The 19264-nt window shown below is 68.8% G+C and carries 19 protein-coding genes; 9 read left to right on the top strand and 10 right to left on the bottom strand.

Going from position 1 to position 19264, the window contains the following annotated elements; genetic code table 11:
* Window positions 1–7: 7 nt before the first annotated feature.
* Complete coding sequence (gene hsaA, locus IU459_RS19845) at window positions 8–1171, bottom strand: 3-hydroxy-9,10-secoandrosta-1,3,5(10)-triene-9,17-dione monooxygenase oxygenase subunit (protein WP_195131031.1); 1164 nt, start codon at window positions 1169–1171, stop codon at window positions 8–10.
* 197 nt (window positions 1172–1368) lie between these two features.
* Here hsaA and IU459_RS19850 point away from each other — a divergent pair, with 197 nt between their 5' ends.
* The 3 genes from IU459_RS19850 (at window position 1369) to IU459_RS19860 (ending at window position 3865) form a co-directional block, all read left to right on the top strand.
* Window positions 1369–2556 (top strand): Rieske 2Fe-2S domain-containing protein, encoded by a 1188-nt coding sequence (locus tag IU459_RS19850; RefSeq protein WP_228838175.1) that lies wholly within the window; start codon window positions 1369–1371, stop codon window positions 2554–2556.
* On the top strand, window positions 2556–2888 hold the full coding sequence (locus tag IU459_RS19855) for a hypothetical protein (protein ID WP_195131032.1): 333 nt from the start codon (window positions 2556–2558) through the stop codon (window positions 2886–2888). Before IU459_RS19850 ends, IU459_RS19855 begins: the two co-directional genes overlap by 1 nt.
* A 158-nt stretch (window positions 2889–3046) precedes the next feature.
* Window positions 3047–3865: an MBL fold metallo-hydrolase gene (locus IU459_RS19860; protein ID WP_195131033.1), complete on the top strand. Its 819-nt coding sequence runs from the start codon at window positions 3047–3049 to the stop codon at window positions 3863–3865.
* Window positions 3866–3871: 6 nt separating this feature from the next.
* Here the strand turns inward: IU459_RS19860 and IU459_RS19865 are convergent, their stop codons facing one another.
* Window positions 3872–4282 (bottom strand): cupin domain-containing protein, encoded by a 411-nt coding sequence (locus IU459_RS19865; RefSeq protein ID WP_195131034.1) that lies wholly within the window; start codon window positions 4280–4282, stop codon window positions 3872–3874.
* 7 nt (window positions 4283–4289) lie between these two features.
* A complete protein-coding gene (locus tag IU459_RS19870; protein WP_195131035.1) occupies window positions 4290–5372 on the bottom strand; it encodes a saccharopine dehydrogenase NADP-binding domain-containing protein in 1083 nt (360 codons plus the stop codon).
* 95 nt (window positions 5373–5467) lie between these two features.
* Between IU459_RS19870 and IU459_RS19875 the strand changes: the two genes are divergently transcribed.
* Window positions 5468–6385, top strand: coding sequence for an AraC family transcriptional regulator (locus IU459_RS19875; protein ID WP_195131036.1), 918 nt, complete (start codon window positions 5468–5470; stop codon window positions 6383–6385).
* A 208-nt stretch (window positions 6386–6593) separates the two neighbouring features.
* On the opposite strand, the gene IU459_RS19880 is transcribed toward IU459_RS19875, so the two are convergent.
* The 6 genes from IU459_RS19880 to IU459_RS19905 form a co-directional block, all read right to left on the bottom strand.
* Window positions 6594–7346: a DUF427 domain-containing protein gene (locus IU459_RS19880; RefSeq protein WP_195131037.1), complete on the bottom strand. Its 753-nt coding sequence runs from the start codon at window positions 7344–7346 to the stop codon at window positions 6594–6596.
* Between the two features lie 382 nt (window positions 7347–7728).
* Entirely contained in the window at window positions 7729–8784 is a 1056-nt protein-coding gene (locus IU459_RS19885) for an acyl-CoA dehydrogenase family protein (protein WP_195131038.1), read from the bottom strand.
* A gap of 150 nt (window positions 8785–8934) precedes the next feature.
* Window positions 8935–9966, bottom strand: a complete 1032-nt coding sequence (locus IU459_RS19890) for an acyl-CoA dehydrogenase family protein (RefSeq protein WP_195131039.1) — start codon at window positions 9964–9966, stop codon at window positions 8935–8937.
* The gene (locus IU459_RS19895; RefSeq protein WP_195131040.1) at window positions 9963–11105 is read right to left on the bottom strand and encodes an acyl-CoA dehydrogenase family protein; all 1143 of its coding nucleotides are present in this window, start codon (window positions 11103–11105) and stop codon (window positions 9963–9965) included. Before IU459_RS19895 ends, IU459_RS19890 begins: the two co-directional genes overlap by 4 nt.
* Window positions 11105–12010: an enoyl-CoA hydratase gene (locus tag IU459_RS19900; protein WP_195131041.1), complete on the bottom strand. Its 906-nt coding sequence runs from the start codon at window positions 12008–12010 to the stop codon at window positions 11105–11107. Before IU459_RS19900 ends, IU459_RS19895 begins: the two co-directional genes overlap by 1 nt.
* Window positions 12010–13563, bottom strand: a complete 1554-nt coding sequence (locus IU459_RS19905) for a FadD3 family acyl-CoA ligase (protein WP_324198942.1) — start codon at window positions 13561–13563, stop codon at window positions 12010–12012. The genes IU459_RS19900 and IU459_RS19905 overlap by 1 nt, the downstream gene beginning before the upstream one ends.
* A gap of 84 nt (window positions 13564–13647) precedes the next feature.
* Here IU459_RS19905 and IU459_RS19910 point away from each other — a divergent pair, with 84 nt between their 5' ends.
* The 5 genes from IU459_RS19910 (at window position 13648) to IU459_RS19930 (ending at window position 18514) form a co-directional block, all read left to right on the top strand.
* On the top strand, window positions 13648–14874 hold the full coding sequence (locus tag IU459_RS19910; RefSeq protein ID WP_440446514.1) for an acyl-CoA dehydrogenase family protein: 1227 nt from the start codon (window positions 13648–13650) through the stop codon (window positions 14872–14874).
* Entirely contained in the window at window positions 14871–15668 is a 798-nt protein-coding gene (locus IU459_RS19915; protein WP_324198943.1) for an SDR family oxidoreductase, read from the top strand. Before IU459_RS19910 ends, IU459_RS19915 begins: the two co-directional genes overlap by 4 nt.
* A 209-nt stretch (window positions 15669–15877) precedes the next feature.
* Entirely contained in the window at window positions 15878–16657 is a 780-nt protein-coding gene (locus IU459_RS19920) for a hypothetical protein (RefSeq protein ID WP_228838178.1), read from the top strand.
* A gap of 35 nt (window positions 16658–16692) precedes the next feature.
* Complete coding sequence (locus IU459_RS19925) at window positions 16693–17310, top strand: TetR/AcrR family transcriptional regulator (RefSeq protein ID WP_195131104.1); 618 nt, start codon at window positions 16693–16695, stop codon at window positions 17308–17310.
* Window positions 17311–17320: 10 nt separating this feature from the next.
* Window positions 17321–18514, top strand: a complete 1194-nt coding sequence (locus IU459_RS19930) for an acetyl-CoA C-acetyltransferase (protein WP_440446512.1) — start codon at window positions 17321–17323, stop codon at window positions 18512–18514.
* 93 nt (window positions 18515–18607) lie between these two features.
* On the opposite strand, the gene IU459_RS19935 is transcribed toward IU459_RS19930, so the two are convergent.
* On the bottom strand, window positions 18608–19057 hold the full coding sequence (locus IU459_RS19935; RefSeq protein WP_195131045.1) for a YbhB/YbcL family Raf kinase inhibitor-like protein: 450 nt from the start codon (window positions 19055–19057) through the stop codon (window positions 18608–18610).
* Window positions 19058–19264: the final 207 nt, after the last annotated feature.

The following is a 19264-nucleotide window of genomic DNA, read 5'->3' on the forward strand; positions in this document are numbered from 1 at the left end:
TCGACTCCTACACCATGCCGTCGGTGACCGGGAGCCCGAACTCGTGCGTGCCGTACATCAGGTACGCGCGCTCGGGATCGTTGGCCGCGTGCACCCGTCCGGCGTGCGCGTCGCGCCAGAAGCGCTGCAGCGGAGTGCCGTTCGCGAGCGCGGTGGCGCCGGAGCTCTCGAACAGCTTGTCGATGGCCGCGATCGAGCGGCCGGTCGCCCGCACCTGGTCGCGCCGGGCCCGCACGCGCAGGTCGAACGGAATCTCCTTGCCCGCCACCAGCAGCGCGTATTCGTCGGCGACGTTGCCCGACAGCTGCCGCCAAGCGGCGTCGATGTCGCTGGCGGCTTCCGCGATGCGCACCTTGGCGAACGGGTCGTCTTTGGCCTTCTCGCCCGCGTAGGCGGCGCGCACACGCTTGCCCTGATGCTCGACATGCGCCTCGTATGCGCCGTAGGCCATGCCGACGATCGGGGTGGAGATGGTGGTGGGATGGATAGTGCCCCAGGGCATCTTGTAGACGGGGTCGGTGTTCTGTTCCAGGCCAGGCGATTTCAACTCGCTCATGGCGCGGAAACTCAGGAACCGGTGCGACGGCACGAAAACGTCCTTGACCACGACGGTGTTGGAACCGGTGCCGCGCAGGCCGACGACGTTCCAGACGTCATCGATGCGGTAGTCGTCGCGCGGGATGAGGAAGCTGCCGAAGTCGACCGGCTTGCCGTCTTTGATCACCGGGCCGCCGAGCACCGCCCAGGTCGCGTGATCGCACCCGGACGACCAAGCCCACGCGCCGTTGACGATGTAGCCGCCGTCGACGACCGTGCCCGCACCCATGGGCGCATAGGAGGAGGAGATCCGCACCTCGTTGTCCTCGCCCCACACGTCTTCCTGCGCCTGCTGTGCGAACAGTGCGAGATGCCAATTGTGCACGCCCACAATGCCCGCCACCCAGCCGGTGGACCCGCACGCGGCGGCGATCTTGCGCACCGTGTCGTAGAAGACCACCGGATCGGCGGCGTGACCGCCCCACTGCTTGGGCTGGAGCAACCGGAAGAAGCCGGTCTCCTGCAACGCCTTCATGGATTCGTCGGGGATGCGCCGCAGGTCCTCGGCCTCCTGCGCGCGTTCGCGCAGTGTCGGCAACAGCGCTTCGACCCGTTCGGTCACTTCTTGCGTCATCTCGGGACCTGCTCCTGCCTGGTCGATTGATAACCGATACTCGTTTGCCTCTGAGACTAGAACAGGTTCCTATTTCTGTCGAGAACCGGTGTTCACCCCTGGTCTGACTTGCGCTCATGCAGGAAGTGAGGTGAATAGCTGGCGTCGAAGGCCCCAGTTTTGTAACGTGTTCTAGTACAGAAGGAGGAGGAATCGCGATGGCAGTTAGCGGTGCGAAGGTCCGGGAGCTCGATGTCGGCACCGTACCCACCCGGTATGCGCGGGGATGGCATTGCCTGGGTTTGGCCAAGACCTTCCGGGACGGCAAGCCGCACGCGGTCAACGTGTTCGGCACCAAACTCGTCGTCTGGGCCGACAGCAGCGGTGAACTGCGGGTACTCGACGCCTACTGCAGGCACATGGGCGGCGACCTGACCATGGGCGAGGTCAAGGGCGACGACATCGCCTGCCCGTTCCACGACTGGCGCTGGTCGGGGACCAGCGGCAAGTGCACCGCGATTCCGTACGCGCGCCGGGTTCCGCCGTTGGCGCGCACCAGGAAGTGGACCACGCTGGAGCGCAACGGTCAGCTGTTCGTCTGGCACGACGTCGAAGGCAGCCAGCCGCCACCCGAGATCACCATTCCGTACATCAAGGGGCCCTACACCGACGCCGACGGCAGCCCCACCGAGGAACTCGACGGCGGGTGGACCGACTGGACCTGGAACTCGATGCTGATCGAGGGCGCCAACTGCCGCGAGATCATCGACAACGTAGTCGACATGGCCCACTTCTTCTACATCCATTTCGCCTTCCCGACCTACTTCAAGAACGTCTTCGAGGGCCATATCGCCACCCAGTTCCTGGAGACCAAGGGCAGGCCGGACATCGGCATGGCCTCCAAGTACGGCGGTGACACGCTGCTGAAGTCCGAGGCCTCCTATTACGGCCCCTCGTACATGATCAACCCGCTGATCAACATCTACAGCGGTTACGAGGTCAAGAGCGTGCTGATCAACTGCCATTACCCGGTTACCCAGGACTCCTTCGTCCTGCAATGGGGGATCACGCTGGAGAAGCCGAAGGGCGTCGACGGCGAGATGGCCGACCGGCTGGCCGAGAAGATGACCGAGGGAATCAGCGTCGGCTTCCTGCAGGACGTCGAGATCTGGAAGCACAAGTCCAAGGTGGAGAACCCCCTGCTGTGCGAGGAGGACGGGCCGGTCTACCAGCTGCGTCGCTGGTACGAGCAGTTCTACGTCGACCTGGCCGACGTCACCGAGAAGATGACCCAGCGCTTCGAGTTCGAGGTGGACACCACCAAGGCCAACGAGGCGTGGGAGGCCGAGGTCGCCGAGAACCTGCGGCGCAAGCGCGAGGCCGAGGAAGCCGAGGCGGGCGTCTGATGGCGGCCACCTGGGCGAAGGCACCCGATTTCGCCGACCAGCCGGATCGGCGAGCCGAAGTGCGCGCCCAGACCGTGGCCGACAGACAGCGGTATCTGGAAGACGGCCTGACCCCGCTGCGGTGTCAGGCATGCCGGAGCCAGGTGCTGGTGCGCAAGAGCAGCTCGCACCAGACGTCGGTGCAGTGGACCGGCGATCCGGCCGAGCACTGCCCGGTCTTCGCCGAGCTGAGCGCGAGCGGATACCGGCCGGGCCGGCCGGAATCGTGCCCCCAGCTGGAGCGCACCATCGCCTGGGCGGTGGACGAGGGTCTGCTCGAAATCCCTGAATAGGGCCGTTATTCGGGTGAGCCGCGCACGCGCTGGTCACCCGCGACGGCGGCCGAGCTGTCGCGAGCGAGCCGCGATCCGGCTACCTTGACCGGAACGACAAAGACCTTCGTGCCGGATCGGATCTCCTCCGTCCGGCGCCGTAGGAGGGAGTTTCCGCGATGCTCGTGCACCATCTGGACTGCGCGACGATGTGCCCGTTCGGCGGGCGGGCGCTGCTCGGCAGCGGTGGGCTGGTGACCGGCGGGCTGGTCGGCCACTGCCTGCTCGTCGAGACCGACGACGGGCTGGTGTTGGTGGACACCGGATTCGGTATGGGCGATGTGCTCGACCGGAGCAGGCTCGGCGTCGGCACCGCCCAGTTGCTGCGGCCGCGGTTGCGTCCGGAACTCACCGCGCTGCATCAGATCCGCGCGCTCGGTTATCGGCGGGAGGACGTCCGCCACATCGTGCTCACCCACCTCGACCTCGATCATGCGGGCGGCCTGTCCGATTTCCCCGACGCCACCGTGCACGTCTTCGCCGACGAGCTCGACGCGGCGACCCAGCGGCCGACGGCCGGAGAGCGCTGGCGCTACCAGCCGCGCCAATGGGAGCACGGGCCACGCTGGCTCGCCCACGAAACCGGCGCGGAATCCTGGTTCGGCTTCACCGCTGTGCCGGTGCTCGAGGACATCCTGCTGGTTCCCCTGATCGGGCACACTCGCGGGCACAGCGGCGTCGCGATCCGGCAGAGCGACGGTTGGCTGCTGCATTGCGGCGACGCGTACTTCCACCACCGGCAGCTCGAATCGGGGAAGGCGCGCCCCCCGGTCGGGCTCGGGTTCTTCGAGATGCTCGCGGGCACTCTGGGCCGAGCGCGGGTGGAGAACCTGGAGCGGCTGCGCACGCTGCGCGCCGAACACGGCGACCGGGTCCGGATGTTCTGCGCGCACGACCCGCAGGAGCTCGCCGCGTTCGCCCCGGCGCCGGTGCGCTGAACCCGCTCAGTCCAGCCGGAAATCCGCGAAGTCGAACCCCGGCGCGACGATGCAGCTGACCAGGACATAGTCCGTTCCCGCCGGCCGCGCCGCCTGGCTCACCCCACCAGGCACTACGGCCTGGAGCACTTGGCCATGCTCCAGGCCGGGACCGAGGATCACTTCTTCGCCGCCGATGTTCAGTGCCAGCGGCCCGCCGCGATGCCAGAGCCACAGCTCGTCGGAGCGCACGGTGTGCGGGGCCGACTGCTCGCCGGGCAGCAACAGGAAGTAGATCGCCGTCGCGCTCGCACGCGGGCCGCCGTATCCCGCGGGCGTGAATTCGACCGGACTGCGCCAGGTTTGGCGATACCAGCCCCCTTCTGGGTGCGGCGCGAGATCGAGTGCGACGGCGAGCGGCGGTCGGTTGTCGGTCATCGTTCGACTATGCCCGATTCGGCGCCGGTTCTCCGGCTTCCTCGATGCGCCACGTAATCCCGAACGGCGCCAGTCCGTCGAGGAAGTCCGCCGCGTCGAAGGCTTCGGCGGGGGCCAGCGCGCCCGGCGCGGCGCCGCCGGCGGCCAGCCGGACAGCGGTTTCCACCGCCATCAGCGCCGAATCGCGATAGGAATCGACGCCGCTGACCACGCCGCGAACCACGCGCCCGTCCGTCCCGGACGCGTCGACCACGAGGTCGTAGCGCAGATCCGAGCTGGGCTCGTCGGGCAGCGTGTCGATGATCTCGGCGGTGAACCCGGCGAGCGTGTCGAGGATCGCCGTGGCGAGCACGCCCTCGACATAGGAGACATCCGAGTGTCGCGGGATGGTCAGGACCGGTGGCTGCGGGAATTTCGCGACGGCGGTCGGCTCGGTGTCGCCGGGGAAGGTCAGCTTGTCCTGGCGTGCCGCCGCGCCGGTGCGCAATTCGCCGTCGGCATAGTGCCAGCCGCCGCCGCGAAACCAATCCAGGCTGGCGAAGACCGTCTTGGCGCTGCCCTTGGAACCATTGCCGCCGCTCTTGCTGAGGTGGCTCAGCACCACGTCGGCCGGTCCGGCGACGCGGCGGCTGGTGAGGTAGGCGAGCAGGTCGCCGGGCACATTGCTGTCGGTGATGCCGGAAACCACGGTGACGCCCGCCGCCGCGGCCCTCGGTCCGAACTCGTCGAAGACCCGCTTCAGGAACAGCTGCTCACCGGACATGTCGGTGTAGTGCGCACCCGCATCGATGGCCGCGGCGAGTACGGCGGCGCCGTGGTTCACGTAGGCGGGCAGGCTGCTGATCACCACGTCGGCACCGGTGAACGCCGCGACGAGGCCCGCGGGGTCGGTCAGGTCCGCGACTCGCACCTCGGCGTCCGGCAAGCCTGCGGCGGTGGCGGCGGCGCGGATTCGATCGGCGTCGCGGCCCACCAGGATCGGGGTGAGCCCGCGGCGGCGCAGTTCGGTGAGCAGGTAGCCGCCGGTGTGACCGGTGGCGCCGTAGACGGCGATCGTCGGAGCGGATGCGGTGGCTTCGGTCGATGTCATGGTTGAAAATCTATTGCGCGAATGCGAGTCAATCCATGGCTGTATAGCTCGATACGATGTCTGAAACGCTCATGCCAAGAGTGTATGGTAACTGTGTGGACATCCTGAGCGAGACGATCGCGGCGATCCGCACCGGCAGCCCGACCTCCGGCCTGTTCATCCGGCACGCGCCCTGGGGCCGCAGGTATCCCGTGGTCCCCGGCGCGGGATTCCATGTGGTCTTGCAGGGATCGTGCTGGGTGGTGCCGCCGAACGGCGAACCGATGGCGCTCGGCGTCGGAGACGTGCTGTTCATGCCGCGCGGCGCCGATCACGACCTGCTCGACAGCCTGGACAGTCCGGTCACCGAGACCGCGCTGCCCGGCGAGCCGAGGGAGATCGTGGGGCCCGGCGTGCGGACCGCGCTGCTGTGCGGTGCCTATGAACTCGGACGAGGCCGCAGCCATCCGATCCTCGACGAGCTGCCCGAATTCATCCATCTACCCGCGCGTCCCGGGCGTCATCCCGCGCTGCGTGGCGCGGTCGATCTGCTCGCCGCCGAGATCGCCGAGCCACGTCCGGGCAGCGACGCCGCCGTGCCCGCGATATTGGAAACGCTGCTGCTGTTCATCCTTCGCGCGTGGTTCGACGAGCAGGCCGACGCCCGAAGCTCCGGCTGGGCAGGCGCTTTCACCGATCCGGCGGTCGCGGCGGTGCTTCGCGCTGTGCACGAGGATCCCGCCCGAGCCTGGACCGTCCCCGACCTCGGCGACGTCGCCGGTGTCTCGCGCGCGACGCTCGCCCGCCGCTTCACCGCGACAGTCGGCGAACCGCCCCTGGCCTACGTGACTCGCTGGCGCATGCTGACCGCCGCCCGCCTGCTCCGCGACACCGACAGCAGCCTCGGTGCTGTAGCCCGCCGCGTTGGCTACGCCTCGGAATTCGCCTTCGCGAAGGCGTTCAAACGCGAATACGGGGTGGCCCCGGGGCAATACCGCCGCGCGGTCGACAGCCCGCCACTGGTCGCGGTCTGATCAGCCCAGGAACGGCGGGCCGAACAACACTGTGCATGAGTAGGCTTTCGCCTTGCGGCGCAAGGAGTTACGGGCCGGGCGTCCTATGCCGGATGCCGGCGCACCTGCCTCCGTGCGGCTGGCCGGGTAGCGCGGCGCTTTCATACGCCGCAATGGTGACGCCGCCGACATGACCGACCGGCTGGCGGCCTATCGGTGCACCCGGTGGTCAGCTGAACGGGGAGCGCGGGCGTTCCTGGAGTTCGCCATCCAGATAGATGTCGACCTTCTCGTTGTAGAAGCAGACCAGACCGGCGACCTTCTGGCTCTCCGGCAGCGGGGTGCGGTAGCCCCACACGTAGTCGAAGTACTCTTTGCCTTCGACGCGGACGGTCCAGTAATCGGCGGTGCCCTTGTAGGGGCAGCCGGTGTGGGTGGTCGACGGGTGCAACAGATCCATGCGAACGTCCGTCATGGGCAGGTAATACCGTGCGGGCAAACCGGTTTCGAAGAGGATGCGCGGTGTGTGCGAGTCGGCGACCGTCACGCCGTCGATCTCCACCCGCACATGCCGCGAGCTGGCCAGGATGTCGACGCGCGAGTACGGATCGCGCGGATGGACGTAGATCGGCTCGTCCTCCTCGAACCACTCGTCCATCGCGTCCCACTCCAGCCGGACCAGGTCACGCAATTCGGTGATCGGCGAATCGTGATATCGCAGCGCCGCCGCCCCGGCCGTCGTGCCGTCGACCGCCACGTCGTACACGGTCGCGTCGCCCCGGCTGGGGGAGTGCTGGGTGGTTCCATGCGGTTCGAGCTTGGCGTGCAGATCGGCGACCGGCACATAGTAGGTCGGGTAATGCGGGTTCTCCCACACGAGCACGGGCCTGACCGTGTCGGCCACCAAGTGCCCGCCCAAATAGACTCGCACTCGCTTCTGGCCGGTCTCGACGCGGACGCGGCCCCGCTTCGCTTCGGTCATACCTCCTGACCGTACTCCTCGCCCGGGACCAGGCCAGGGCTGATCGGTGCGCTTCGAGTCGGTCGCCGCTGATGATGATGGCCTAGACCTCCTCGCACGCTGCGCGGTGCGGGATCGTGGTCGTCGATATGGTCCGGAACCGCCCGCCCGGCCCAATAGACCCTGGGATACAGCCGCTGGCGTGCTTATCGCCCGCGAAGCGGGCGCTTCGTCCTCGACTCGACCTTCCGTCGGCACAGCCTCGACTCTCCCGACACGATCGCGGCATCTCCCGCCATTGCCGACCGACTCGTCGCTCTACTCGAGAGGTCGAGCTGAACGTCCGCGCCATCGACCATGACGTTGTGCAGTGCCGTCACTGTCTCGCTCGATCGGCGCCCCCTCAGGCCGGCTGGGTCAACGGCCGTCGCGGCGTGCCGAACAACTGCGCGTCCGCGTGGGCGCGCTTGAAGAACAAATGCGCGTCGTGCTCCCAGGTGATCGCGATGCCACCGTGCAACTGGATGGTATCGGCCGCGATGGCGTTGAGCGCTTCCGAGCAGTGCACGCGGGCGGCCCACACGTCCTCGGCGGCCGACGGGCTGTTCGCCGCCACCGCCGCCGTGGCCGCGATGGACGCGGACCTGGCCGATTCCAGCAGCACGTACATGTCCGCCATGCGGTGCTTGAGTGCCTGGAAGCTGCCGATCACCCGGCCGAACTGCACCCGGGACTTGGCGTAGTCCACGGTCATCTCCAGGCAGCGCTCGGCCGCGCCGACCTGCTCGGCGGCCACGGCGGCCCAGGCGATGTCGCGCAGCCGGGCCATGGTCGCCGCCGGATCAGCGGACCCGAGCCGGAGGGCGGGCGCCGCGGCGAAGGTGATCTCGGCGAGCTTCCGGGTGGGGTCCATGGTCGGCGCGGACCGACGTGTGACGCCCGCCGCCGTCGGCTCGACTTCGAAGAGACCGTCCGGCGTCACGACGACGAGGGTGTCCGCGGACACCCCGTCGAGCACGTAGTGCGCGGTCCCGGTCAGCGCGCCGTCGGTCTCGTGAACACCAGGCTCGTCCCAGCCGCTCTCGCCCGCCCAGCAGACCGCGATCGTCCTGGTGCCTTCGGCGACCTCGGGCAACAGTCGCGCGCAGGCCTCGGCATCACCCGACAGCAGCACGGCTTGCGCACCGAGCACGGCCGACCCGAGCATCGGCACCCCGGCCAGCGTGCGGCCCAATTCGCCGACCACCAGCAGCGATTCGACCAGGCTCGCGCCGAAACCGCCGTACTCCTCGGGAATCGCCAGCGCCGCGACGCCGATCTGCTCGCACAGCATCCGCCACAGAGATGGGTCGTATCCGAGTTCGGTGTCCATCGCGGCACGCACCGCCGCAGATCCGGCGTGCTTGGTCAGCAGGGCCCGGACCGACGCGAGGAATTCCTGGTGTTCGGCGGTGCTCATGCCTGCGCCTCGCTGACGCTCGGCTCCGGCGCCACCACCAGGGTGTATGTGTCGACGGTTCGCTCGCTGCGCTCGCTCATGCTGTGTTCTTTCCGGCTCGGGCGGGGCGACGCATGATCACGCCTTGCTGCCGACTGAGGGCCTGGTTACTCATGCGATGCCTCGCGTGGCGCGGTCTTGATCGGTCTCCTCGCGCAGCGCGCGGGCGATCCGGGAGCGGTGCAGATCCGTTGTGCCCCAAGCGGATCGCAAAGCGGTCACCTTGGTCAGCCACAGCGAGAGGTCGTACTCGGCGGTGTAGCCGATGGCGCCGTGCACTTGGAGGGCGGCGCGGGCCGCACGGTAAGCCGCGTCGCCGCAGGCGATCACGGCGGCCGACACGTCCCGGGCGCGGGTGGGTCCGGTCATGGTCAGCGCGGCGCGGTAGAGCAGTGGCTCGGCGAGATCGAGTGCGATCAGCACGTCGGCGAGCTTCTGCTTCACGGCCTGGAATTCACCGATCGGCTTGCCGAACTGCTTGCGCTGCTTGGCGTATTCGGTGGAGGCGTGCAGCAGCGCGCGGCCGGCGCCGAGCAACTGGGCCGCGCAAGCCAGGGCTCCGGTGTCGAATCCCGCGGCCGCGGCCTCGCGGACCGCTTCGCCCTCGGCAACGGCGGCGTCCGCGGCCACGGTGAACAAGCGGCGTGCCGGATCGACCGACCGCGTCAGGCCGGTGCGGTGCCCGGTGGACAGCCGTGTTCCTTCGGTCAGGAGTGCGACCTCGGCGGTGTCGGCGTCCAGGGCGACGCCGCTGCAACCGGGCGCTGCGAACGCGACAGTGCCCAGCGCCACACCCCCCGCGAAGCCCGGCAACCACCGCGCGGCCGAGCTCTGGTCCGGAAGTGCTTGCAGCAGTGCCGGAATCGCGGCGGCTGTCTCCACCAGCGGTCCCGGCACGGCCGCACGCCCGATCTCTTGGAAAGCCACGACCAGATCGATCGGCTCGGCACCGAGGCCGCCGTGCCGCTCCGCGACGGCCAAGCCGAGCACACCGGCTTCGGCCAGCTGCCGGATCAGGGCGCGCCCCGGTCCGGGATCGCCCGATGCCCACGCGCGCACCGCGGCGGGCGTGCGGCCCGCTTCCAGCAGCTTCCGCAGGCTGGCGCCGAAATCGAGTTGCTCGGGGCTGAGCGCGAATCTCATCGGCTGCTTCCTCTCGGTAGTCCGAGCAGCCGCTCGGCGATGATGTTGCGCTGGATCTCGTTGGTGCCCGCGTAGATCGGGCCGGACAGCGCGAACAGGTAACCGTCGGTCCACGGCCCGGAGCGCTCGGCCGCCGCGCCGAGCACCTCGAGCGCGGTCTCGTGCATGGCGATGTCGAGTTCGGACCAGAACACCTTGGTGATCGAGGATTCCGCGCCCAGCTTGCCGCCCTCGTCGAGGCGGGTGACCGTGCCGAAGGTGTGCAGCCGATATGCCTCGCTGCCGATCCACGCGTCGACCACCGCGTCGCGTTGCGCGGTGTTGTCCTGGTCGCCGGCGTCGAGCCACAGATCGACCAGCCGCCGCGCGGTAGCGCTGAACCGGCCGGGGCTGCGCAGCGAGAGGCCGCGTTCGTTGCTGGAGGTGCTCATCGCCACCCGCCAGCCGTCGCCGGGCGCGCCGATCACGTCACGGTCGGGCACGAAGACGTCGTCGAGGAAGATCTCCGCGAAGCCGGGCTCGCCGTCCAATTGCGGAATCGGGCGCACGGAGACGCCGTCGGCGCTCAGCGGGAACATCACATAGGTGAGGCCCTTGTGCCGCTCGGCCTCGGGGTCGCTGCGGAACAGCCCGAACGCCCAGTCCGCGAAGGCGGCGCGCGAGCTCCAGGTCTTCTGGCCGCTCAGCAGCCAGCCGCCGGTGGTGCGCCGGGCGGTGGAGCGGATGCCGGCCAGGTCGCTGCCCGCCTCCGGCTCGGACCACGCCTGCGCCCAGATGTCGTCGCCGCGCGCCATCCGCGGCATGATCCGCGTGAGCTGCTCCGGCGTGCCGTGCTCGAAAAGTGTTGGCGCCAAGAGAAATATGCCGTTCTGGCTGACCCGCCCCGGCGCGCCCGCCGCATAGTACTCCTGCTCGAACAGCACCCATTCCAGCAGCGAAGCATCGCGTCCGCCGAACTCCTCGGGCCAGGCGACCACCGAGAGCCGGGCGTCGGCGAGGGTGCGCTCCCATTCGCGATGCGCCTCGAATCCGGCCTTCGTGTCCATCGAGGGCAGCGGCTGCGCGGGTTTGTCGGCGGCCAGGAATTCGCGGACCTCCCGCTGGAATTCCCGCGTCGCCTGGTCGAGATCCAGATCCACTACGTCGTTCCGTTCTGTTCTGCGGTGCTCGCGGAAGCCTTCATCGACTTGGCGTTCATGCCGCCCAGCGAGTCGGCGCCGACTTCGGCGTTGTGCGCGTGTGCGAAGTGGTGCAGACCGAAGACCGAGTCCATGCCGGATCGCATGCCCATCAGGTCCTCGGCCTGGTTGACCGCTTTCTTGGTCAGAGCGAGACCGAATTGCGGCATGGTGGCGATCTTTTCGGCCAGCGCCAAGGTCTCGGCCTCGAGCTCGGCGCGCGGCACCACCCGGTTGACCATGCCCCAGTCTTTGGCCTGGGCCGCGCCGAACCGGTCGCCGGTGAACAGGAACTCCTTGGCCGCGCGCGGGCCCATCACCCAGGGGTGCGCGAAGTATTCGACACCGGGAATGCCCATGCGAACGACCGGATCGGAGAAGAACGCGTCATCGGAGGCGATGATCAGATCGCACACCCAGGCGAGCATGAGGCCGCCCGCGATGCAGGCGCCCTGCACCATGGCGATGGTCGGCTTGGGAATCTCCCGCCAGCGACGGCACATGCCGAGATAGACCTCGAGTTCCCGGGCGAAGCGCTGATCGCCGCCGACCCGGTCGACGTGGTCCCACCACAGCGCGGCCTTGTTCTGGTATCGCACGTGGTGGTCGCGGCCCGGCGTGCCGATGTCGTGCCCGGCGCTGAAGTGCTTTCCGTTGCCGGCCAGGACGATCACCCCGACTTCGGGGTCCTCCACGGCGCGCTCGAAGGCGGCGTCGAGCGCGTAGGTCATCACCGAGTTCTGCGCGTTGCGGTAGTCCGGCCGGTTCAGTGTGACGATCGCGACGCGACCGCGCCGCTCGTAGGTGACCACCTCGCCCTCGTCCGGGACGGCCGGACCCTCGTTCGGGGTTGCCGGTTGCGACATTACGACTTCTCCTCACGTAGTTGACGCTTGAGCACTTTCCCGGCGGCGCTGTAGGGCAGCTGGTCGCGGAATTCGACGAACCGCGGCACCTTGAAGTTGGCCAGCACGGTGGTGGCATGGGCGAGCACCTGGTCCTCGGTGAGCGCCGAACCGGGCCTGCGCACCACGTACGCCTTGCCCACCTCGCCCATCCTGCTGTCGGGCACTCCGATGACGGCGGATTCGGCCACGCCGTCCAGCCTCGCCAGCGCCTGCTCGATCTCGGCCGGATAGACGTTGAAGCCGCCGGAGATGTACATGTCCTTGAGCCGGTCGGTGATCTTCAGGTACCCGCGCTCGTCGATGGTGCCGACATCGCCGGTGTGCAACCAGCCGTCGGCGTCGATGGTCTCGGCGGTGCTGTCCGGGTCGTCCAGGTATCCGAGCATGACGTTGGGGCCGCGCAGCAGCACCTCGCCGGCCTCGCCGAGCCGCAGTTCGAAATCCGCGATCGGCCTGCCGCAGGTGTTCGCGATGGTCTCGGCGTCGTCTTCGGCGCGACACATGGTGCCGAAGCCCGCGGCCTCGGACAGGCCGTAGGCGGTGATGACGACATCGAAGTCGAGTTCCGAGCGCATCCGCTCGATCAGCACCACCGGCACCGTCGCCGCGCCGGTGACGGCGACCCGAAGGCTGCTCAGGTCGAATTCGTCGCGGTCGGGGAAGTCCAGGATCGTCTGGTAGATGGTCGGCGGGCCGGGCAGCACCGTGACGTTCTCCGCGCCGATCAGCCGCATCGTCTCCGGCACGTCGAAGGTCGCCTGCGGGATGATCGTGGCTCCGGTGACCAGGCAGGCGAGGATGCCCGCCTTGTAACCGAAATTGTGGAAGAACGGACTGATCACCAGGTACCGGTCGGCGCGGCGCAACGTGGCGCATTCCGCCCAGGCTCGCACCACCGCGAGCGCCTGCCGGTGCGCGACCAGGGTGCCTTTGCTGCGGCCGGTGGTACCGGAGGTGAACAGGATGTCGGAGATGTCGTCCGGGCGCACCGCCGCGGCGCGGTCCTCGGCTTCGGCCACCGTGACCTGTTCGGCGACGATCGCCAGTTCCGACCAGTCCAGCGCGGCGATATCCGTGTTCTCCGTACCCGGCTCGACCGGAATCACCACGACCGTGTCGATGGCTAGATCCGGCGCCGCCGCGTGCAATTCCACGAGCCGGTCGCGGCCGAGAAAACTCCCCGCGATGAACAGCGCCTTCGCCTGTACCCGGTGCAGGACATCGGCGGCCTCGTTGGCGACGTAGCGGGTGTTCAACGGCACCAGCGCCGCCCCGGCGTAGTGCGCGGCGAGCGCGGCGATCACCCAGTGATGGGTGTTGGGCGCCCACATGGCCACCCGGTCACCCGCCCGCACGCCCCGCGCGATGAGCGCCCGCGCCACGTCTTGGACCGACTCGAGCAGATCGGCCCAGCTCAGCCGGACCGTGCCGTCCGCGACCGCGGGGGCGGCGCCGAACGTGCGAGCGGCGTGGTGCAGTGCCATCGGTGTCGTTTGTGCAGGGGTTGTCACGGTTGTCCTTACCGTCCGCGAGCCAGTTATGCGCGCGCTCTACAAAGCAAGTGCTTGGTAGGTTATCCTACCGGCGTGGGTGCGATCCAGACCTCAGAATCCGATACCGCCGCGCCGGACGGGCGGCTTTCCGCCGCACAGGACGCGCGATTCGCCGCCGAGGTGCGCGAGTGGCTGGAGGAGAACCTCAACGGAGAATTCCGCGCGCTGCGCGGTCTCGGCGGCCCCGGCCGCGAACACGAGGCGTTCGACGAGCGCCTGGCCTGGGACCGGCATCTGGCCGCCGCCGGATGGACCTGCCTCGGCTGGCCGAAGGAGTACGGCGGCCGCGAGGCGACCGTGCGGCAGCAGGTGATCTTCCACGAGGAATACGCCAAGGCCAACGCGCCCGCGCGGGTGTCGCACGTGGGTGAGGAACTGCTCGGCCCGACTCTGCTCGCCTTCGGCACCAAAGCTCAAAAGGATCGGTTCCTGCCCGGCATCCGTACGGTCGGCGAACTGTGGTGTCAGGGCTATTCGGAACCGGGCGCGGGATCGGACCTGGCCGCGATCACCACTTCGGCGCATCTCGATGGCGACGAGTGGTCGATCAACGGGCAGAAGATCTGGACGTCGCTGGCCCACGTGGCCGACTGGTGCTTCGTCGTCGCCCGCACCGAGCGCGGTTCCACCCGCCACAAGGGCCTGTCCTACCTGCTGGTTCCTATGAAGCAGCCGGGCATCGACGTGCGCCCGATCATCCAGCTCACCGGGACGTCGGAGTTCAACGAGGTCTTCTTCGACGACGCCCGCACGGCCGCGGACCTGGTGGTCGGCGAACCGGGTGACGGCTGGCGGATCGCCATGGGCACGCTCACCTTCGAACGCGGTATCTCCACCCTCGGCCAGCAGATCCGGTTCGCCCGCGAACTGGCCGACATCGAGGCGCTGGCCCGCCGCACCGGCGCGGCCGACGACCCGCTGATCGCCGACCGGATCGACCGAGCCTGGGTCGGCCTGCGCGTGCTGCGCGCGCACGCCATGCGCACGATGCAGGGCGCTGGCGTGGACGATGGTGGTGGCCAGGCATCGGTCGCGAAACTGCTGTGGGCCAACTGGCATCGCGGACTCGGCGAGCTGGCCATGGCCGTGCTCGGCGCCCGCGGCCTGGTCGCGTCCGCCGCCGGGCCCACAGGGGAGCACGATCTCAACGAATGGCAGCGGCTGTACCTGTTCACCCGCGCCGACACCATCTACGGAGGTTCGAACGAAGTGCAGCGCAACATCATCGCCGAGCGTGTGCTCGGACTGCCGCGCGAGGCGCGCCCGTGACGGGCCCGCTGTCGATCGCCCCCGCGCCCGTTCCCGGGCACGGCTTGCTGACCGGGCGCACCGCCGTGATCACCGCCGCGGCGGGTACCGGAATCGGCTCGGCCACGGCGCGCAGGCTGCTGGCCGAGGGCGCCGACGTGGTGGTCTCCGACTGGCACGAGCGGCGGCTGGCGGAGACGGCCACCGAGCTCGCCGCCGAGTTCCCGGACCGGCGCGTCGCCTCGATCGCGTGCGACGTGCAGAACACCGAGCAGGTGAACGCCCTGGTGCGCGGCGCGGCCGAGACCATAGGCCGGATCGACATCATGGTCAACAACGCCGGGCTGGGCGGGGAGACGCCGGTGGTCGACATGACCGACGAGCAGTGGAGCCGCGTCCTGGACATCACGCTGGGCGGCACGTTCCGCTGCACCCGCGCCGCGCTCGGCTACTTTCGCGAGGCGGGCCACGGCGGCGTGATCGTCAACAACGCCAGCGTGCTGGGCTGGCGCGCGCAGCACGGCCAAGCGCACTACGCCGCGGCGAAGGCGGGCGTAATGGCGCTGACCAGGTGCAGCGCGATCGAAGCCGCCGAACTCGGCGTCCGGATCAACGCGGTGGCCCCGAGCATCGCCAGGCACGCTTTCCTGGACAAAGTGAGTTCCACCGAACTGCTGGACCGATTGTCCGAGCGGGAGGCGTTCGGCCGCGCGGCCGAACCGTGGGAGGTCGCCGCGACGATCGCGATGCTGGCCAGCGACTACACCTCGTACCTGACCGGCGAGGTGGTCTCGGTCAGCAGCCAACGCGCCTGAGCCTTCCGGGTTTTCCCGGCTGTCTGCCCGGTTCTTTCGCACCGGATCGGGCGGGGGCGCGTCCGGCGACCATCGAGCAGCCGCTAGCTCGGTACCGATGCGCGACCCGCGCGCCGGAGTGCGATCGCCTTCCAGCGTCGGGCACAGTGCGCCGAAATAGGCAGCTGATCAGGTGGAAAAGGGCGAGCCGGAGAACGCGGGGGTGTGCCATGCTGGATGGGATCGGAACCGCGCTCTGCAAGGGGGCGATGGCTATGGGCCTGGATCGCCCACCTGCCCGCGAACAACTGGAACTCGACTTGGTCCGCGACGTCGTACTAGCCAGGCGGCGGCTGGACAGCCTCGTGCTTTCGGCGCTCACCCTCGGCGCCGAACTCATCGAGCACACTTCCGAACGCGCGGTCGCGATGGCGGCCGCGCGGATTCTCGAGCAGCACGCCGTCGACGAGGGCGAAGTCGCGCGCGACCCGCGCGGTGCGTTGCGCGCCGATCTGGCGCGCGATCGCGAGCGCGCCAGGCGCATCGGACTCAGCCACCCGTCGGGCGATTTCGAAACCGAGCACGAGCGGCGCAGGCAGCGCCAGATGGCTCTGCTGTGCGAGGTGCGTGCGGACCTGCTCGCGGTCCTCGCGAAATGCCGCAAGTTCCGTGTGGATGGCGTGACCTTCGCGGACGAGATCGCCCAGGGTCTATGCGCGGCCACGGACAAGCTCGTGATCGGCGCCGACATGGAGACCTATCACGCCTGGCAGCGCGGCATGGTGCTCAAGTTGAGCGAGGAACCGGTCCCCGGCGGTCCGCCGCGGGTGATGGCGACCGTGGACGCGGGACCGGACCGTGGCCAGCTCACCGTGGAATGGGACAGCTGCGAACGTCGTCTCGCGCTCGTCGCGCGGATGGCGCGTGCGGGCGTCTCGCCGGTGGTGATCTGCGATCGACTGCTCGCAGACCTCTCGGTCTCCTCCCCGCTGCGCTACTCCGCGCGCTGAACGCCCACTCGACCAAGCAAATGCTTGGTTGTATGATGGGCCGCGTGACCGCACCAGACGCCTCGAAATCAGCACGGCGCAGCGAGCTGCTCGCCCTTGCGGCCGAATTGTTCGCCGAGCGGGGACTGCGCGCCACCACCGTGCGTGACATCGCCGACGCGGCCGGAATCCTATCGGGGAGCCTCTACCACCACTTCGACTCCAAAGAGTCGATGGTGGACGAGATCCTGCGCGGGTTCCTCGACGACCTCTTCGGCCGTTACCGCGAGATCGTCGCCTCCGGACTGAGTTCGCGAGACACCTTGGAAGCCTTGGTGCTCGCGTCCTACGAGTCGTTCGACCGCTGGCACGCCGCGGTCGCGATCTACCAGGCCGAGGCGAAACGGTTGCGCACCGCGGAGCGGTTCACCTACATCGCCGACTACAACCGCGAATTCCGCGAGCTCTGGCACCGGGTGCTGACCAATGGCGTACAGGACGGCAGCTTCCGGCCGGAACTCGACGTCGAACTGGCCTACCGGTTCCTGCGCGACACGGTGTGGGTCGCGGTGCGGTGGTACCGGCCCGGTGGCCCCATCACCGTCGACAACCTCGCCAAGCAGTACCTGACCATCGTGCTCGACGGGCTCACCGTCCCCGAGCACACCACGTAGGAGTCCATACATGTCAGCACCTTCCGCGTCCCGTCGTCCGTATGCCCCGCTGCGGGACGCGTACGTGATCGATGCGGTACGCACCCCGGTCGGTAAGCGCGGCGGCGCACTGGCGGGCGTTCACCCCGCCGATCTGGGTGCGGCCGTGCTGCGCGGCCTGCTCGACCGCAGCCCGATCGATCCGGGGGTGGTGGACGACGTCATCGTGGGTTGCGTCGACAACATCGGTCCGCAGGCGGGCAATATCGGCCGCACCATGTGGCTGACCGCGGGTTACCCCGAAGAGGTTCCCGGTGTCACGGTGGACCGGCAGTGCGGATCCAGTCAGCAGGCGATCAATTTCGGCGCGCAGGCCATCATGAGCGGCACCGCCGAAGTGATCGTGGCCGGCGGCGTGCAGAACATGAGCGCGATCCCGATCTCCGCGGCCATGCTCGCGGGCAAGGAATACGGCTTCGACTCGCCGTTCGTCGGCGCCGAAGGCTGGGACCACCGCTACGGCACCGGCGAGGTCTCGCAGTTCCGCGGGGCCCAGTTGATCGCCGAGAAGTGGGGCATCAGCAGGGAGGACATGGAGCGCTGGGCGCTGCGCAGCCACGAACGGGCCCGCGACGCGATCAAGAACGGCCGCTTCGACAACGAGATCGTTCCGGTCGGCGATTTCTGGATCGACCAGGGTCCCCGCGAGACCAGCCTGGCGAAGATGGCCGCGCTGCCGCCGCTGGCCGAAGGCAGCCCGCTCACCGCGGCGGTGGCCAGCCAGATTTCCGACGGCGCCAGCGCCACGCTGCTCGCGTCGGAGTGGGCGGTGCGCGAGTACGGCCTGACGCCGCGGGCGCGCATCCATCATGTGAGCGCGCGCGGAGCGGACCCGATCTTCATGCTGAGCGCGCCGATTCCGGCGACCAAGTGGGCGTTGGAGAAGTCGGGGCTCACCATCGACGACATCGATGTGGTCGAGATCAACGAGGCCTTCGCGCCGGTGGTGCTGGCCTGGTTGAAGGAGACCGGCGCCGATCCGGAGCGGGTCAACGTCAACGGCGGCGCGATCGCGCTCGGCCACCCGCTCGGTGCCACCGGCGCAAAGCTTTTCGCGACCCTCCTCAATGAGCTGGAGCGGGTCGGAGGTCGCTACGGCCTGCTGACCATCTGCGAGGGCGGCGGCACCGCCAACGCCACCGTCATCGAGCGCCTGCCGCGCTGATACCGGTGCGACGAGTGGCACGTCGGCGACTCGGGTTCGCCGACGTGCCGCCGCGCCGACCGGGTCCAGGCGGGTGCGGCGAGGACGCCCCGCTCAGGCCGGTCCGCTGTCGACGGTGTAGGTACCGACCAGCTGACCGTGTCCGATACTTGCTTCCTCGATCGCGGCTTTCGCCTGCGCAACGGGTGTTTTCGAGTTCAATGAAACCGGGTGTGACAGCGCGTGCACGATGAATCGGTAGTGGTGCACTCCGGTCCCGGTCGGTGGGCACGGCCCGAAGTAATCGGCCAGGTCCGCGCTGTTGAGGCTGACCACACCGCCGTTCGGTGTCGCACCCTCCTCGCTGAAGGTCGTGGTCGGCGGGATGTCGCTGACCACCCAGTGGGTGAACAGCCCGATGGGTGCGTCCGGGTCGTCCATGATCAGGGCGAGTCGGACAGCTGATTCCGGAACGCTCCACGTCAAAGGTGGCGGCCGATTCTTTCCGGTGCACGAGTAAACCTCCGGAATGGGTGCGCCATCGGCGAAAGCGCTACTGCTCACAGTGATCTCGTTCGTCGCAGGCATCGTGGCCTCCGCTCGAGTGGTAGTGGTCGAGTCCTTGGATTCGCCGGTGTCGCCACATGCCGCGACCGACGCCTGCGCCGGCACGGCGGAGACAGGCGAAACCGGTATGCGGTTATGGGTCAAGATTAGGCCGCCGATTCCCCGCCAACCAGGCGTCCGCGGTAAATGCGCTGGTCCGGGCGG

Origin of the sequence: Nocardia amamiensis (assembly GCF_015477605.1) — a bacterium.
Taxonomy (GTDB): domain Bacteria; phylum Actinomycetota; class Actinomycetes; order Mycobacteriales; family Mycobacteriaceae; genus Nocardia; species Nocardia amamiensis_A.